This is a genomic window from Pseudomonas sp. Q2-TVG4-2 (assembly GCF_013620795.1).
Classification (GTDB): Bacteria; Pseudomonadota; Gammaproteobacteria; order Pseudomonadales; family Pseudomonadaceae; genus Stutzerimonas.
The window spans coordinates 17,695-33,342 of sequence record NZ_LGLW01000009.1 but is presented as its reverse complement, the minus strand read 5'-3'; the positions used below and the strand labels follow the sequence as shown (position 1 = coordinate 33,342).

Genomic DNA, 15,648 nt, shown 5'->3' with positions numbered 1-15,648 from the left:
GATGCGCTGAAGGGGAACGCTCGGTGCGCTGGCTACCAGCGCTGATCGCATCGCTGCTTGGTTCGTTGTAGGAGCGGGCTTGCTCGCGAACGGCCGGAGCGTGCAGCGCTGTTGGCGAGCGAGCTTGCTTCTACAAATGCCTTCTGCTGCAACGTTTCAGCGCCCGCTGGCTACTGCGGTGGCGGCATCACGCGGCTGACCGGCGAGTTGGCGCTCGGCCATTTTCTGCTGCTTGTAGGCCAGCGCGGCGGGCGCCACTGGGGTCACCTTGCCGGTTTCCAGCCATTTCTTCAGGCGGCTGGCGTCGGCCATGTGGGTGTACTTGCCGAACGCATCCAGCACCACGAAGGCCACTTCGCGTTCATCCATGACGGTGCGCATCACCAGGCAATGGCCGGCAGCGTTAGTGAAACCAGTCTTGGTCACTTGGATGTTCCAGTCGGGTTTGCGCACGAGTGCATTGGTGTTGCGAAAGCCCAGCGTGTAGTTGGGTTTGTGGAACGCGACGGTCTTTTCGGACGTGGTGCTGAACTGCTCGATCAGTGGATAGGCCTGGCTGGCCTTGAGCAACTTGACCAGATCGTAGGCGCTGGAAACGTTCTGCTCGGATAGGCCGGTGGGTTCGACGTAACGCGTATGACTCATACCCAGCGCCATGGCCTTTGCGTTCATCGCCCGGATGAATGCGCTGTAACCGCCCGGATAGTGGTGCGCCAGGCTCGCGGCGGCGCGATTTTCGGAGGACATCAAGGTCAGCAGAAGCATCTCGCGCCGGCTGATTTCGCTACCGATACGCACCCGGGAAAACACACCCTTCATTTCGCGCGCATCGCGGATGACCACCGGCAGTCGCTGATCGAGCGGCAGCTTGGCATCGAGCGCGACTATCGCCGTCATCAGCTTGGTTACCGAGGCGATGGGCACCACCAGGTCCGGGTTGCTGGAATAGAGCACCTCGTTGCTCTTCAGGTCGATCAGCAGTGCACTGCCGGAGGCCAGCTCCTGCTGCTGAGTGATTTGCGGGGCAGCGGTAATTGAGGGGGACAGAATGACGCTACCGCAGGTGAATAGGAGACCGAGGAGGGAGTGACGAAATTTCAAGATGAACACCGATGAATTGGCAGTGAAAAAGACGCGCCGAAGCCGACGGACGCGGCGGGCATTATAGGTAAACCCGAGCCAGAGATAAGGCCTGGTAGCCGTTATATTTCGAGGCGTTGGGCGCCGCTTCCGACCCGTTCCGCATACGCCGTTTCGCTTGCTGGATGCGCCGCCGCAACGCCCTGAGTGTAGAAGAACATCGATTGCCTCGCTGCAGCAGCGGCCCGTGCTGGCTGACGCAGGCGTTTCCTTTGCTATCGGCAGCGGGGCGCATCGAATCAATCAGCCCGACGGACGGGAACCCGTACGGGCGAAGCGGGTCCGCTGCCTATCGGGGGCGTTGTCGTGAGGCCGCACCTTCGGTCGATGACGAGGTCAAACCAGCACGTTCACAAGGAGAGAAATCTATGTCCCGCTTCAGCCGCAAACCCACCACTCGCGACGAAATCGAGAGGGAAATCCACGACCTGATGGCCGCCCTCGACGAGCTCAAACACGACGCGACCCGTGGATCGCGGCATCGCTTCGACTCCCTGCGTGCACGCGCCGAATCGCTGTGGAACGACGCCGACTTGGACACGCACTACCGTGACTTGTCCAAGCGAAGCCGCGATGCCAGCCGTCTCGCCAAGGACTGCGTGCGCGAGCATCCGCTGAGCACCGTGGCGCTGGCCGCTGGCGCGGTCGCGCTGATCGGCTACCTGGTCACGCGTCGCTGAGCATCTCGTCCCGCACATGCTCAACGCCGAGACACCCCGTCTCAAATTCGCCCTTTACGGAGCGCATTCGAGCCTGGGCAACGCCGTGCTGTGCGAGCTGCTGACCCGACAGCACGAGGTCGTGGTCCTGGTTGATGACCTCAACTCGATGACCGTTCGACCGGGTCTGCGGGCCAAGACCGGCGATCTGTTCGACGCCATCAGCGTGTCGCAGAGCGTTGCCGGTATGGATGCGGTGATCTGCCTGTACGACAGCCCGTCGGTGCCCAGGGCCCCCGGTGCCGCCGCGTCAGGACAGCCGCGCGGCTTCTATCAGGCGGTCGACGCCTTGCTGTCTGGGCTGCCGAAGGTCGGGGTCGAGCGGCTCCTGCTGGCAGTGGACTTCAGCGTCCATGGCCAAGAGCCCGGTGTCGCCGCTGCCTTGCAGCGAATTGCCGCGCATCCATTGAAATGGACCTTGGTAGATGCCGGAACCGACGGCGAAGATCTCTCGATCGAAGACTTCAGCGACCTTGACGGGCTGGATAACAATGATCGTCGCGTGCAGCTTCGACGCATCGCTGCGGGGATGATCGACGAGCTGGAAGTCCCGCAACATCTGCATCAGCAGGTGCACTTCCGTCTCTGAACGTTTCTCAGCCCGCCAACTGGCGGCGCAGCTGCGCCAGGACCGGCGCCGAGGCCGGACGCACCCCACGCCACAGTTCGAAGGCGGCCGACGCCTGTTCGACCAGCATGCCCAAGCCATCGCGGGTCTGAGCGTCGAGACTGGCCGCCCATCGGCAGAACGGCGTCGGCTCTGCGCTATACATCATGTCGTAGCAGAAGGTCGTGCCCGAGCAGATCAGGCTGTCGGCAATGGGTGGCAGCTCGCCGCCGAGACTGGCGGAGGTACCGTTGATGATCACATCGAACGGGCCGTGCAGCTGATCGAAGGCGCTCGCGCTGGCCGACCCCAGTTCGGCGAATTCGCCGGCCAGTTGCTCGGCCTTGCTCAGCGTGCGGTTGGCAATGACCAATGCGGCCGGACGCTGCGCCAGCAATGGCTCGAGCACGCCGCGCACCGCGCCGCCAGCGCCCAATAGCAGTACGCGTTTGCCTTCCAGCGCCACGCCGGCGTTATCCAGCAGATCGCGCACCAGACCGATGCCATCGGTGTTGTCGCCCAGCAGCGTGCCGTCCCCGAGGTTCTTCAGGGTATTGACCGCCCCCGCCCGCCGCGCGCGCTCGGTCAGCTGGTCAGCCAGGCGGAATGCCTGCTCCTTGAACGGCACGGTAACGTTGGCACCGAGTCCTTCTTCAAAGAACGCCTGGGCAAACCTGGGGAAAGCATCCAGCGGCGCCAGCAACGGCTCGTAGCTGAGCGTCTGGCCGGTCTGCTCGGCGAACAGACGATGAATCTGCGGCGACTTGCTGTGGGCAATGGGGTTGCCGAAAACGCCGTAGCGGTCCATAGGATTCCTGCGCTGAAAACCAAAAGCCGGAAGCTTGCAGCTTTTCGCGTCCGGCTTCCAGCTTCAGGCTTCCGATTTAAGCCAGTCGCGGTCCTGCAGGAAAAACTCGGTCAACCGCGCTTCCGGCGTTCCAGGCTCGGGGTGCTTGTCATAGCCCCAGCGCACCAGCGGCGGCAGTGACATGAGGATGGACTCGGTGCGCCCACCTGATTGCAGGCCGAACAGGGTGCCGCGGTCATAGACCAAGTTGTATTCCACGTAGCGCCCGCGACGCAATTCCTGGAATTCCCGTTCCCGTTCGCCGTAAGGCATGGCCTTGCGCCTTTGCACGATGGGCAGATAGGCCTCGATGTAGGCATCACCGACCGCGCGCATGAAGGCGAAGCTGGTGTCGAAATCCCACTCGTTGAGGTCATCGAAGAACAGGCCACCGACACCCCGTGGTTCGTTGCGGTGCTTAATGTGGAAGTAGCGGTCGCACCACTCCTTGTAGCGTGGATAGACATCGGCGCCAAAGGGCGCGCAGGCATCACGGGCGACTCGGTGCCAGTGTATGCAGTCCTCCTCGTTGCCGTAGTAGGGCGTCAGGTCGAATCCACCGCCAAACCACCAGACCGGCTCTTCGCCTTCCTTCTCGGCGATAAAGAAGCGCACATTGGCGTGGGAAGTCGGTACGTATGGATTCTCTGGATGGATCACCAACGACACGCCGAGGGCCTCGAAGCCGCGGCCGGCCAGTTCCGGACGGTGCGCGCTGGCCGAAGGGGGCAGGCCGCTGCCGTGTACGTGGGAGAAGTTCACGCCGCCCTTTTCGATCAGCGCGCCGTTCTCGATCACCCGGGTCCGGCCACCGCCGCCTGCCGGACGGATCCAGGCGTCTTCGACGAAACGGGCGCCGCCGTCTTCGGCTTCAAGGGTGGCGCAAATTTGGTCCTGCAGGTCGAGCAGGTAGGCTTTGACGGCTTCGGTACGCTCGTTCACGAAATCACCTTGGCAAGTAACGGCACAGACCCGGCGACAGCGATCGCCCAGCAGTGCTTTAGCGGAAGGGCCGGCAAGCATATCACCCGGCCGATTGACGGATGCGCGCGGGAAGCGTTGGATAGGCTCCTTTGCATTCGCTCAGGAGTCGATATGTCACAGCGCATCCAGTTCAGCCAGCATGGTGGTCCCGAAGTCCTCGAGCAGGTAGACGCACCTGTCACGGCGCCCGGCGCCGGTGAAGTCCGGGTACGCAACCACGCGATCGGCTTGAATTTCATCGATACCTATTTCCGCAGCGGGCTCTATGTGCCGCCGAGCTTGCCATCCGGCCTGGGTGCCGAAGGCGCGGGCGAAGTGGAGGCGATCGGCGACGGTGTCAGCGGATTCCAGGTCGGCGATCGCGTTGCCTACGGTACCGGTCCGCTGGGCGCCTACGGCCAGCATCACACGCTGCCGGCGAGCCACCTGGTGAAACTGCCGGACTCAATCAGCTACGAGCAGGCCGCTGCGGTCATGCTCAAGGGACTGACCACCCAATACCTGTTGCGCCAGACCCATGTGCTGCAGGCGGGCGAAACCGTGCTGTTCCACGCCGCAGCCGGTGGCGTCGGTTCGATTGCCTGCCAATGGGCCAACGCCATCGGGGCCAAGCTGATCGGCGTGGTCGGTTCGGCGGAAAAAGCCGAGCGGGCCAAGGCGCTGGGTGCCTGGGCGACCATCGACCGGACACGGGAAGACGTGGTGCAACGCGTGCTGGAACTCACCGATGGCAAGAAATGCCCGGTGGTCTACGACTCGGTGGGCAAGAGCAGCTGGGAGATTTCGCTGGATTGCGTGGCGCCGCGCGGCCTGCTGGTCAGCTTCGGCAATGCCTCAGGCGCAGTCACCGGAGTGAACCTCGGGGTGCTGGCGCAGAAGGGCTCGCTGTACGTCACCCGACCGACGCTCGCCGGCTACGCGGATACCGCCGAGCACCTGCAGACCATGGCGGCCGAACTGTTCGAGATGATCGCCAGCGGCAAGGTCAAGGTCGAGATCGATCAGCGCTACCCGCTCGCCGAAGCAGCCGAGGCACAGCGAACGCTAGCAGCGGGCCAGACCACCGGATCAACCATTCTACTGCCCTGACGCAGACGTCAAAGCCGTCCTGTCTGCCATCAGGACGGCCGAATGACCTCGCCGCTACACAGATCCCGGATGGTGCTGGGGTTGCGTCGCCCGCCCAGGCGGCCGCCAAGCACTCCATCGAGCTGGCCCGGGAAATACTGCTCGACGCGCAAACGTGAACGCGCCGAAGGCCTGCCGGCGGGGTTCGCCGAAGTGGACACCAGCGGGCCGGTCAGTGCGCACAGCCGGGCGACCAGGGGATGATCGCTGACCCGCAGGGCCACGCTGTCGTGCTTGCCGGTGATCCACTCAGGCAGCCGCTGGCGATGCGGCACCAGCCAGGTATTGGGACCCGGCCAGGTCCCCGCCAGACGATCGAGCCAGGGCTCGGGCAGATCCTCCAGAAGAAACTCGAATTGCTCCACGCAATCGGCTACCAGGATCAGGCCTTTTTCCACCGGCCGCTCCTTTAGCGCCAGCAATCGATGCACCGCATCGCTGTCCCACGGATCACAGCCGAGCCCCCAGACCGCTTCAGTCGGATAGGCGATGACCCCACCGTTCCTGACCACACGGGCCGCCTGCTGCACACGCCAGTTACCGACCATCACCACCTCCGCTGACTAATCGGCGCAGTTTACCCAAGCGCATGAGGCTGCACAGCTGCGCTCAGCCGGCTCGCGCAACCCATAGGCCGTTCTCGCAGGCGACCAGGCCCTCGATTTCCAGCTCGGTCAGCTCCGCCAGTACCTGTGCCAGGGGCTGCGTCAATGCAGCGGCGAGCGTCTCACTGGTCATCGGTGCGGCATGCAGCTGAACGAGCAGGGGGTGAGTCGGCCGCTCTGGTGGCAGCTGAACGGTTAGCGAGGATCGATGCCAGCCCTGCAATGCCTGGAGAATGTCGTCGACGCCTTCCACCAGCGCCGCCCCCTGCCGAATCAGCTGATGGCAGCCGCGTGCGCCGGGATGATGAATCGAACCGGGTATGGCGTAGACCTCGCGGCCCTGTTCTGCAGCAAGCCGGGCGGTAATCAGCGAACCGCTTGAGGGGCTCGCTTCGACCACCAGCACACCCAGTGCAAGCCCGCTGATGATGCGGTTGCGACGTGGGAAGTTAGACGCATGCGGTGCGCAATCCAGCGGCAGCTCGGATACCAGCGCGCCGCCGCCTTCGACAATGCGCGCGGCGAGGCCGAGGTGGCGCCGTGGATAAAGCTGCTGCAGGCCAGTACCCAGCACGGCGATGGTCTTGCCGTTGACATCCAGCGCACCCTGGTGCGCCGCTCCGTCTATGCCAAGGGCCAGACCGCTTGTGATCACGAAACCGCCCGCGGCGAGGCTCCGCGCAAAGGCCATGGCATTGTCCAGGCCCGGACGCGAGGCGCGACGGCTACCGACCATGGCCAGCTGCGGCCGCTCCAGCAGGCTCGGGTCACCTTCGACGAACAACAGCGGCGGGGCATCCGGCAGTTCCGCCAGCAAGGCTGGGTAGCCGGGATCGTCCCACATCAGTAGCTGATGGCCTGGTTGTTCCAGCCAGGTCAGCGCCAGGGCGGCACGCTCGCGTATTGCCGAGCTACGTCTGGGTTCGGCGCAACTGGCTGGCAGCCCCAGTACGCGCCAGGCGGCGGCCGGGGCGCTGAGCGCAGAGGCGGCATCCGGGAAGGCACTGAGCAATTTGTGCAGACGCCGCGGACCAAGCTCTGGCAGCAGATGCAGCCGCAGGCGGGCTTCCAGTTCGGCAGGGGAAATCGCAGGCATGAGTGAACATTCCTTGTCTCGTCGCACCGCATCCATGCGGTGGTATCAGCAGAAAAAAGCCCCGCATTTGCGGGGCTCGGGTAACTCAGGGATTGCGGACCTTGTCCATCACCGCCAGCGAGCGGGTGGCTTGCAGCACCAGACCGTAGCTGAGCTTGTCGTAGGTACGGAACACCATCAGCAGTCCCGAACGCTCGTCAGGAATCTTGACGTTTTCACCCGTCACCCGGTCGCGGACGGTTTCGCCGGTCTTGTACACAGCCAGCACGTTGCCGATGCTCAGCCCGTCGCGTGCGCCCTTGTTCAGGGTGACCACATCGAACTGGCCGATCTGGGTCACGCCACGCGGCACGTCGAGGATCACGCCGTTGACTTCGCCTTCCGGCTCGCTCGGCATGAAGGTCGAGTTCACCGCGCGCTCCTCGCTGGGGAACATGCGATCGCCGATACGCGCTTCCTGGGTGACCCGCGTGAGCATCATGGTGGCGATATCGCCTTCCATGTCGAGTAGTTCGGCGGTACCCACGTCGTCGGCGTTGATGCCCAGGAACTCCTGGGTTTCGGGGTCCATGTAAGTCTTGCCCTGACGGAAGATGCCGTAGACGCCGATGCCGTCCTGGAATTCGCCACGTCCGTAGACACGGTCGCCGGATCCGCTGATGACGCGCTCGGCATTGCCGGCAACGATGTAGGGCGCGGCTTCGAATTCAGCGGCGCTGTCGACGATTCGGTTGCTCAGCAGGAAGCTGTTGATCGCTTCCAGCGGGATGGTGCTGATGGCCTCGGCCATGGGGGTGGTGCGGACGGTAGGTGATAGCTTGATGGTTCCGCGCGATGCGCCGCGGCTGAGCATGACGCGTGGCTGGCCGTCGACATAGACCAGGCTCAGATTGTCGCCGGGATAGATCAGGTGCGGGTTTTCGACCTGGGGGTTGGCGTGCCAGAGCTCCGGCCATTTCCAAGGCTCGCTGAGGAAGCGACCGGAAATGTCCCAGAGTGTGTCGCCTTTCACTACGGTGTACTGCTCCGGATGATCATCCTTGAGCTGCACAGCGGCCTGTGCCATGCCGCCAACCGCCACCAGGAGCAGGGCGAGTAGTGATTTCCTCATGTGGTGAATCCCTTTATGATGTGCTTTCACGTAAAGCGCCCTAGCGCCGCAGAAACCCTTGTGGAAAGCGGCGTTAAGCCGTTTACAAGCTGCTCGGCATCTTAGCAGCGGCTTTTGACTTTATTCCATAAGTGCATCACAAACGCATATGGCAATCCTGAACATCCTAGAATTTCCCGATCCGCGCCTGCGCACCATCGCTAAACCGGTGGACGTGGTCGATGACGGCATACGCCAGCTGATCGACAACATGTTCGAGACCATGTACGACGCCCCTGGCATCGGCCTGGCCGCGACGCAGGTCAATGTGCACAAGCGCGTGGTGGTGATGGATCTGTCCGAGGACAAATCCGAGCCCCGTGTTTTCATCAATCCTGAGTTCGAGTTTCTGACCGACGAGATGGAGCAGTACCAGGAAGGATGCCTGTCGGTGCCCGGCTTTTACGAGAACGTTGACCGGCCGCAGAAGGTCAAGGTCAAGGCGCTGGACCGCGATGGCCAGCCCTACGAGCTGATCGCCGAAGGCCTGCTCGCGGTCTGCATCCAGCATGAGTGCGATCACCTCAACGGAAAGCTGTTCGTTGACTATCTGTCCAACCTCAAGCGCGACCGGATCAAGAAGAAGCTAGAAAAGCTTCACCGTCAGCAGGCTTGATTCCGACCCAAAGGCTTGCAGCAGCAAGCCTTTTTATTGACGAGTCCTTTCCATGCGCATCGTTTTCGCCGGTACTCCGGAATTCGCCGCTCAGCATCTGCAAGCCCTGCTCGACGCCAAGCGTGATGTGGTCGCGGTCTACACCCAGCCGGATCGCCCTGCCGGGCGCGGGCATAAGCTCATGCCCAGCCCGGTCAAGCAGCTCGCACTGCAGCACGGGATTCCTGTGTACCAGCCGCAGACGCTACGCGACCCTGCAGCCCAGACCGAGCTGGCAGCGCTGCAGGCCGACCTGATGGTAGTGGTCGCCTACGGCTTGATCCTGCCGCAGGCGGTGCTGGATCTGCCTTGCCTGGGCTGCATCAACAGCCACGCGTCGCTGTTGCCACGCTGGCGTGGTGCCGCGCCGATTCAGCGCGCGATCGAAGCGGGCGATGCCGAATCCGGGGTGACCGTGATGCAGATGGAAGCCGGCCTGGATACCGGGCCGATGCTACTCAAGGTCAGCACGCCCATCGCCGACGACGACACCGGTGGCAGTCTGCATGATCGACTCGCCGAGCTCGGCTCGAATGCGGTGGTTGAAGCCGTCGCCGCGCTCGAAGCCGGCACGCTCGTCGGCGAGGTTCAGGACGATAGCCAGGCTACCTACGCGCACAAACTGAACAAGGACGAGGCACGCATCGACTGGAGCCGCCCGGCCATCGAACTCGAGCGCCTGGTGCGCGCCTTTCACCCCTGGCCGATCTGCCACAGCCAGTTGGATGAGGCCGCGGTGAAAATCCACGCAACGCGACCAGCTGCAGGGCAAGGCGCGCCCGGCCAGATACTCGACGCTGGTAAGGACGGTCTGCATGTAGCGTGCGGCACGGGCTCGCTGCTGCTTACGCGCCTGCAGTTGCCGAACGGCAAGCCGTTGAATTTCAGCGATCTGTACAACAGCCGACGTGAGCAATTCACGCCTGGCAAGGTATTCCAACAATGTCGATGAACCCGCGCCTCGCCGCCGCCCGCGCACTGGGCGTGGTGCTGTCCGGCAAAGCCTCGCTGAACAGCAGCCTGCCCGAGGTATTAAGCAAGGTCGATGCTCGCGACCGCGGCCTGACGCAAGAACTGGCGTTCGGCACCGCCCGCTGGCAGCCGCGCTTGGCTGGCCTTGCCGAGCGTTTGTTGCAGAAGCCTTTCAAGGCCGCCGACCGAGATGTCGAAGCCTTGCTGCTGGTCGGTCTCTACCAGCTGTTCTATACCCGCATACCGCCGCACGCCGCCATTGGCGAAACCGTCGGCTGTGCACAAAAATTGAAGAAGCCTTGGGCCAAGGGTCTACTCAACGCCGTGCTGCGTAACGCGCAGCGTGACGGTGAGGCACTGTTCGCTGAACTGGAGCACGACCCGGTGATCCGTTTCGCTCATCCGCGTTGGCTGCAGAAATCCTTGAAGGCGCACTGGCCGGAGCACTGGCAGGCGATCTGTACGGCGAACAACCTACATCCGCCGATGATGCTGCGGGTCAATCATCGCCAGGTCGAGCGCGATGACTATCTTGGCGAACTGCAGGTTGCCGGCGTCGAAGCCTTCCCCTGCAGCCACAGCGAAGATGGCATCCGTCTGGCCGCGGCCTGCGATGTCAACCAGTTGCCAGGTTTTGCCGAAGGCCGCGTCAGTGTGCAGGACGAAGCGGCGCAGCTGGCCGCCGGACTGCTGGATTTGGCGCCGGGTCAACACGTACTGGATGCCTGCTGTGCGCCTGGCGGCAAGACCTGCCACATCCTCGAGCGCGAGCCGAACCTTCAAAGCGTCGTCGCGCTGGACCTGGAGCCCAAGCGGCTGCAGCGCGTGCAGGAAAACCTCGACCGTCTGCAGCTGCAGGCGACGCTGGTAGCTGCCGACGCACGCGCCACCGACCGGTGGTGGGACGGGCAGCCGTTCCAGCGCATTCTGCTCGACGCCCCCTGTTCGGCGACCGGCGTGATTCGCCGCCACCCGGACATCAAGCTGGCCCGCCAGGCCGACGACATCGCGCCGCTGGCAGCCCTGCAGGGAGAGATGCTCGATGCGCTCTGGCCGACGCTGGCGGTCGGTGGCGTGCTGCTCTACGCCACCTGTTCCGTGTTGCCGATCGAGAACCGCGACGTGATCGAGGCCTTCCTGGCGCGCATGCCCGGTGCACGTGAGCTGGATCTGCCGAGCGGATTCGGTATCGAACAGTCACATGGTCGTCAGTTGCTGCCGCAGGAAGACGGCCACGATGGCTTCTACTACGCCAAACTGATGAAAATCGCGGCCCAACCCAACGGCCAGAATTCGCAATGAGCCAGGCACGATGCCTCGTTCAATCATGGATGCGGCGGCCACCAGCCGCCTTTCAGGAGTGATCGCGTGAAGATCATTATTCTCGGTGCAGGGCAGGTGGGCGGTACGCTCGCCGAAAACCTCGCGAGCGAAGCCAACGATATCACCGTGGTAGACACCGACCCAGATCGCCTGCGCGACCTGGGCGATCGCCTGGACATTCGCACCGTGGTCGGCCGCGGCTCCTTTCCCACCGTGCTGCGCCAGGCCGGTGCGGACGACGCCGACATGCTGGTGGCGGTGACCAACAGCGACGAAACCAATATGGTCGCTTGCCAGGTGGCGTACACGCTATTCCACACCCCGACCAAGATCGCTCGGGTGCGTGAGTCGGCGTACCTGACCCGCTCCGGTCTGTTCAGCAACGAGGCGATCCCGGTCGACGTGCTGATCAGCCCCGAGCAGGTGGTCACCAACTACATCAAGCGTCTGATCGAACACCCCGGCTCGTTGCAGGTCATCGACTTCGCTGAGGGCAAGGCGCAGCTGGTGGCGGTACGGGCCTATTACGGCGGCCCGCTGGTAGGCCAGGAGCTGCGCCAGCTGCGCAATCACATGCCCAACGTCGATACGCGCGTAGCGGCGATTTTCCGTCGCAACCAGGCGATCCTGCCCCAAGGCGATACGGTGATAGAAGCCGACGACGAGGTGTTTTTCATCGCCGCGCGTGGACATATCCGCGCCGTGATGAGCGAAATGCGCCGACTCGACGATTCCTATCGACGCATCGTCATCGCCGGCGGCGGGCACATCGGGGAGCGCCTCGCTGAAGCGATCGAAAGCCGCTATCAGGTGAAGATCATCGAGATGAACCCGGCGCGTTGCCGCTACCTCTCGGACACCCTCGACAGCACCATCATTCTTCAGGGCAGCGCTTCGGATCGCGACCTGCTGGTGGAAGAGAACATAAACGACGCTGACGTTTTCCTTGCGCTGACCAATGACGACGAGGCCAACATCATGTCGTCGCTGCTGGCCAAGCGCCTCGGCGCACGGAAGGTGATGTGCATCATCAACAACCCGGCCTACGTCGACCTGGTTCAGGGCGGCGAGATCGATATCGCCATCAGTCCGCAGCTGGCCACTATCGGTACGCTGCTGACCCATGTGCGCCGCGGCGATATCGTCAGCGCCCACTCGCTGCGCCGCGGTGCAGCGGAGGCCATCGAAGTGATTGCCCACGGCGATTCACGTTCGAGCAAGGTCGTCGGCCGCGCCATCGGCAAGATCGCCTTGCCGCCAGGCACCACCATCGGCGCAGTGATTCGCGACGAGCAGGTGCTGATCGCCCACGACAACACAGTCATCGAATCGGGCGATCACGTGATCCTGTTCCTCGTCGACAAAAAGCAGATTCGCGACGTGGAGCGCCTGTTCCAGGCTGGCCTGACCTTCTTCTGAGGTTTCAGAGCACCTCGGCTGCCACTGCGTCCACTGCACTTCGGGCGATCTCGACCACCTGATCGGCCTCCGCCTGCGTCAGCACCAACGGCGGGGCGAAGCCGAGGATGTCACCGTGCGGCATGGCGCGCGCAATCATGCCGCGCTCCAGGCAAGCAGCCGAGACGCGCGGCCCTACCTTCAACGCCGCATCGAAGGGCGTGCGGGCCTCACGGTCGGCCATGAACTCGAGGGCGGCGAGCATGCCGATACCCCGCACCTCACCGACCAGCGGGTGGCTGTCGAACGCCTGGCGCAGCTGCGCGTTGAGATAGGCGCCCACCTCGGCGGCGTTGCCCGGAATATTCTCTCGCTCCAGGATATTTAGATTCGCCAGTGCTGCGGCGGCGCAGATGGGATGCCCAGAATAAGTCCAGCCGTGTCCCATGGCGCCGTCTCGAGCCGAGGCTTCATCGATCACGCCCCAAACCTTTTCCCCGACGATCACTGCGGAGAGTGGTGCGTAGGCGCTGGTCAGACCCTTGGCGGTCGTGATCAGGTCCGGCTTCATGCCGAACAGCTGGCTGCCCATGGGCGTGCCTAGACGACCAAACGCGCAGACCACCTCGTCGGCAATCAAGAGGATGTCGTACCTTGCCAGCACCGCCTGGATCGCCTCCCAGTAGCCCTTGGGCGGGACGATGATGCCACCGGTGCCCATCACCGGTTCGCCGATGAAGGCGGCCACGGTATCCGGACCTTCCCGCTGAATCAGCTGCTCCAGATCCTCCTCGCAATGGCGTACAAAGGCAGCCTCGTCCATGCCGGCCGGCGCCTTGTAGAAGTGCGGGCAGGCGGCGTGCTTGATGTCCGCATGCGGTAGATCGAAATGCTGATGGAAGCTGGGCAAGCCGGTCAGGCTGCCGGTCATGATTCCCGAGCCGTGATAACCACGCTGGCGGGAGATGATCTTCTTTTTCTGCGGGCGGCCGAGCACGTTGTTGTAGTAGCGCACCAGCTTAATCTGGGTCTCGTTGGCGTCCGAGCCGGAGAGCCCGTAGTAGACCTTCTTCATGCCCTCTGGCGCCCAGTCGATGATGCGTTGCGACAGTTCGATGATGGCCTCGGTCGAGTGACCGACATAGGTGTGGTAGTAGGCCAGCTCCGTGGCCTGCTTGTAGATCGCTTCGGCCACCTCGGTGCGACCGTACCCGATATTGACGCAGTACAGACCGGCAAAGGCGTCGATGAACTCGCGGCCTTCATGGTCGCGGATGCGGATACCCGAAGCGCCGGTAACAATGCGGCCCTTGAGCGCTCCGCTGGCGTGGTCATGGGCATGGGTGGACGGGTGCATGAAGTGGGCACGGTCCTGGGCGAATAGCACGTCGTAGTCATGGCTCATGGGCTTCTCCGTTTGCTGTGATGGGATGGGGCTCGGAATGCTGCCCCCTCATCCCGACCCGCCCCGGCGGGGGCGTGATATTTCGGCTCATCAATGCCGGCTGCGTCAGTAACGCTGGCCCTGGTGATGGATGCAGACGTACTTGGTCTCGACGAAGGGCTCGAAACCTTCGCTGCCGCCTTCACGGCCTAGGCCGGAGGCTTTCATGCCTCCGAAGGGGATCGGGTGGCCGGTGAACTTGGTGCCGTTGACCGCGACCATCGCGTGATCGAGCCGACGGATGAGCGGGTGGACCACGTCCAGCCGGTTCGAGCAGATGTAGGCGGCCAGCCCGTATTCGGTATCGTTGGCCATGCTGACTGCCTCGTCCAAGCTGTCGAACGGCAGCACGCCGGCGATCGGTGCGAAATTCTCCTCGCGGTAGATGCGCATGTCGGGCGTGACGTCGGCCAGCAATGTCGGTTGCCAGAACCAGCCGCCGAGCGCATGCGGCTCACCGCCGACCAACAGTCGGGCACCCTTTTCCAGTGCATCGGCAACCCGCGCAGCGGTGGCCTCGAAAGCTGCCTGGTGCATCAACGGGCCGATCTGGCTGCGCTCATCCAAGCCGGGACCGACGCGCAATTCCCGCACGGCACGGGCGAAGCGTGCCAGGAAAGCGTCATAAATCGGCCGCTGCACGAGGATACGATTGGCCGCGCAGCAGTCCTGGCCGGACGTCTGGAACTTGGCATCCATGGCCACCTGCACCGCATGATCGAGGTCGGCATCGGCGCAGACGATCATCGGTGCATTGCCGCCCAGCTCCAGCGCCACCTTCTTCACGCCAGGCGCGGCGGCGGCCAGTATCAAGCGGCCGACCCGGGTCGAACCGGTAAAACTCACCGAACGCACGCGCGAATCCTGCACCAGGGTTTCCATGACCATCTGCGGTTCGCCAAGCACCACGTTGAACACGCCGGCAGGCAGACCCGCTTCCTCGGCGAGCTGGGCCAGGGCGAAGGCGGAATAGGGCGTTTCGTGCGCCGGTTTGACCACCACCGTACAACCGGCCGCCAGCGCCGCCGCAGCCTTGCGAGTGATCATCGCGCTGGGGAAGTTCCAGGGGGTAAGCAGGGCGCAAACGCCAACCGGCTCCCTCAGGGTGCTCAGTTCGGCATCGGCAATGTGGCTCGGAATGGTCCGGCCATAGAGACGGCGGGCCTCCTCGGCGAACCAGGGGATAAAACTGGCGGCGTAACGGATCTCGCCCCGCGCCTCGGCGAGCGGCTTGCCCTGCTCCTCGCAGAGGATGGCAGCGAGGTCTTCCTGATGCTGCAGGATCAGCTCGGCCCAGCGCTGCAACAGCACTGCGCGCTCGTCCAGGCTTTGCCTGCGCCAGTTCACGAAGGCACGCTCGGCGGCATCCACCGCGGCGATGATCTGCTCCCGTTCGAGCATCGGCACGTGGGCGATTTCGGCTCGAGTGGCGGGGTTCTGCACGGCGATGCTGGCGCCGCTACGGCTGTGAACCCATTGTCCGTCTACGTAGCAAAGGGATTTGAACAGCAGGGGATGGTTGAGCGGCATGGCAATGTCTCCGGGCCGAGTGGCATGGGAGACATGTTAGGGAAGGGCGG

The 15,648-nt window shown here is 63.7% G+C and carries 15 protein-coding genes; 7 read left to right on the top strand and 8 right to left on the bottom strand.

Features of this window, described 5'->3' with window-relative positions; translation table 11 throughout:
- Positions 1-156: 156 nt before the first annotated feature.
- The gene (gene pbpG / locus H3028_RS18200) at positions 157-1,101 is read right to left on the bottom strand and encodes a D-alanyl-D-alanine endopeptidase (RefSeq protein ID WP_181298637.1); all 945 of its coding nucleotides are present in this window, start codon (positions 1,099-1,101) and stop codon (positions 157-159) included.
- 407 nt (positions 1,102-1,508) lie between these two features.
- Here pbpG and H3028_RS18195 point away from each other — a divergent pair, with 407 nt between their 5' ends.
- A complete protein-coding gene (locus tag H3028_RS18195; protein ID WP_181298636.1) occupies positions 1,509-1,820 on the top strand; it encodes a YqjD family protein in 312 nt (103 codons plus the stop codon).
- Positions 1,821-1,836: 16 nt separating this feature from the next.
- Positions 1,837-2,448, top strand: coding sequence for an NAD(P)-dependent oxidoreductase (locus H3028_RS18190; RefSeq protein WP_181298635.1), 612 nt, complete (start codon positions 1,837-1,839; stop codon positions 2,446-2,448).
- A gap of 7 nt (positions 2,449-2,455) precedes the next feature.
- Here H3028_RS18190 and aroE read toward each other — a convergent pair whose 3' ends face one another.
- Together aroE and hemF are read right to left on the bottom strand one after the other, a co-directional pair.
- Positions 2,456-3,274 carry a shikimate dehydrogenase gene (gene aroE, locus H3028_RS18185; protein ID WP_181298634.1) on the bottom strand — a complete coding sequence of 273 codons (819 nt, stop codon included), beginning with the start codon at positions 3,272-3,274 and terminating at the stop codon, positions 2,456-2,458.
- A 63-nt stretch (positions 3,275-3,337) separates the two neighbouring features.
- On the bottom strand, positions 3,338-4,255 hold the full coding sequence (hemF, locus tag H3028_RS18180; RefSeq protein WP_181298633.1) for an oxygen-dependent coproporphyrinogen oxidase: 918 nt from the start codon (positions 4,253-4,255) through the stop codon (positions 3,338-3,340).
- Positions 4,256-4,408: 153 nt separating this feature from the next.
- Here hemF and H3028_RS18175 point away from each other — a divergent pair, with 153 nt between their 5' ends.
- Complete coding sequence (locus tag H3028_RS18175) at positions 4,409-5,386, top strand: quinone oxidoreductase (protein WP_181298632.1); 978 nt, start codon at positions 4,409-4,411, stop codon at positions 5,384-5,386.
- Positions 5,387-5,415: 29 nt separating this feature from the next.
- Here the strand turns inward: H3028_RS18175 and H3028_RS18170 are convergent, their stop codons facing one another.
- The 3 genes from H3028_RS18170 to H3028_RS18160 all read right to left on the bottom strand — a co-directional run bounded on the left by H3028_RS18170 (position 5,416) and on the right by H3028_RS18160 (position 8,237).
- On the bottom strand, positions 5,416-5,973 hold the full coding sequence (locus H3028_RS18170; RefSeq protein ID WP_181298631.1) for an L-threonylcarbamoyladenylate synthase: 558 nt from the start codon (positions 5,971-5,973) through the stop codon (positions 5,416-5,418).
- 61 nt (positions 5,974-6,034) lie between these two features.
- Positions 6,035-7,126: a DNA-processing protein DprA gene (dprA, locus tag H3028_RS18165; RefSeq protein WP_181298630.1), complete on the bottom strand. Its 1,092-nt coding sequence runs from the start codon at positions 7,124-7,126 to the stop codon at positions 6,035-6,037.
- An 85-nt stretch (positions 7,127-7,211) separates the two neighbouring features.
- Positions 7,212-8,237: a LysM peptidoglycan-binding domain-containing protein gene (locus tag H3028_RS18160; protein ID WP_181298629.1), complete on the bottom strand. Its 1,026-nt coding sequence runs from the start codon at positions 8,235-8,237 to the stop codon at positions 7,212-7,214.
- A gap of 148 nt (positions 8,238-8,385) precedes the next feature.
- Between H3028_RS18160 and def the strand changes: the two genes are divergently transcribed.
- From def to trkA, 4 genes are all read left to right on the top strand, one after another.
- Positions 8,386-8,892 carry a peptide deformylase gene (gene def / locus H3028_RS18155; protein WP_181298628.1) on the top strand — a complete coding sequence of 169 codons (507 nt, stop codon included), beginning with the start codon at positions 8,386-8,388 and terminating at the stop codon, positions 8,890-8,892.
- A 52-nt stretch (positions 8,893-8,944) separates the two neighbouring features.
- Positions 8,945-9,883: a methionyl-tRNA formyltransferase gene (gene fmt / locus H3028_RS18150; RefSeq protein WP_181298627.1), complete on the top strand. Its 939-nt coding sequence runs from the start codon at positions 8,945-8,947 to the stop codon at positions 9,881-9,883.
- On the top strand, positions 9,880-11,205 hold the full coding sequence (gene rsmB / locus H3028_RS18145) for a 16S rRNA (cytosine(967)-C(5))-methyltransferase RsmB (RefSeq protein WP_181298715.1): 1,326 nt from the start codon (positions 9,880-9,882) through the stop codon (positions 11,203-11,205). The genes fmt and rsmB overlap by 4 nt, the downstream gene beginning before the upstream one ends.
- 66 nt (positions 11,206-11,271) lie before the next feature.
- Positions 11,272-12,645: a Trk system potassium transporter TrkA gene (gene trkA / locus H3028_RS18140; protein WP_181298626.1), complete on the top strand. Its 1,374-nt coding sequence runs from the start codon at positions 11,272-11,274 to the stop codon at positions 12,643-12,645.
- 4 nt (positions 12,646-12,649) lie between these two features.
- Here trkA and H3028_RS18135 read toward each other — a convergent pair whose 3' ends face one another.
- The gene (locus H3028_RS18135) at positions 12,650-14,029 is read right to left on the bottom strand and encodes an aspartate aminotransferase family protein (RefSeq protein ID WP_181298625.1); all 1,380 of its coding nucleotides are present in this window, start codon (positions 14,027-14,029) and stop codon (positions 12,650-12,652) included.
- A 105-nt stretch (positions 14,030-14,134) separates the two neighbouring features.
- Complete coding sequence (locus tag H3028_RS18130) at positions 14,135-15,598, bottom strand: NAD-dependent succinate-semialdehyde dehydrogenase (protein ID WP_181298624.1); 1,464 nt, start codon at positions 15,596-15,598, stop codon at positions 14,135-14,137.
- Positions 15,599-15,648 lie beyond the last annotated feature (50 nt).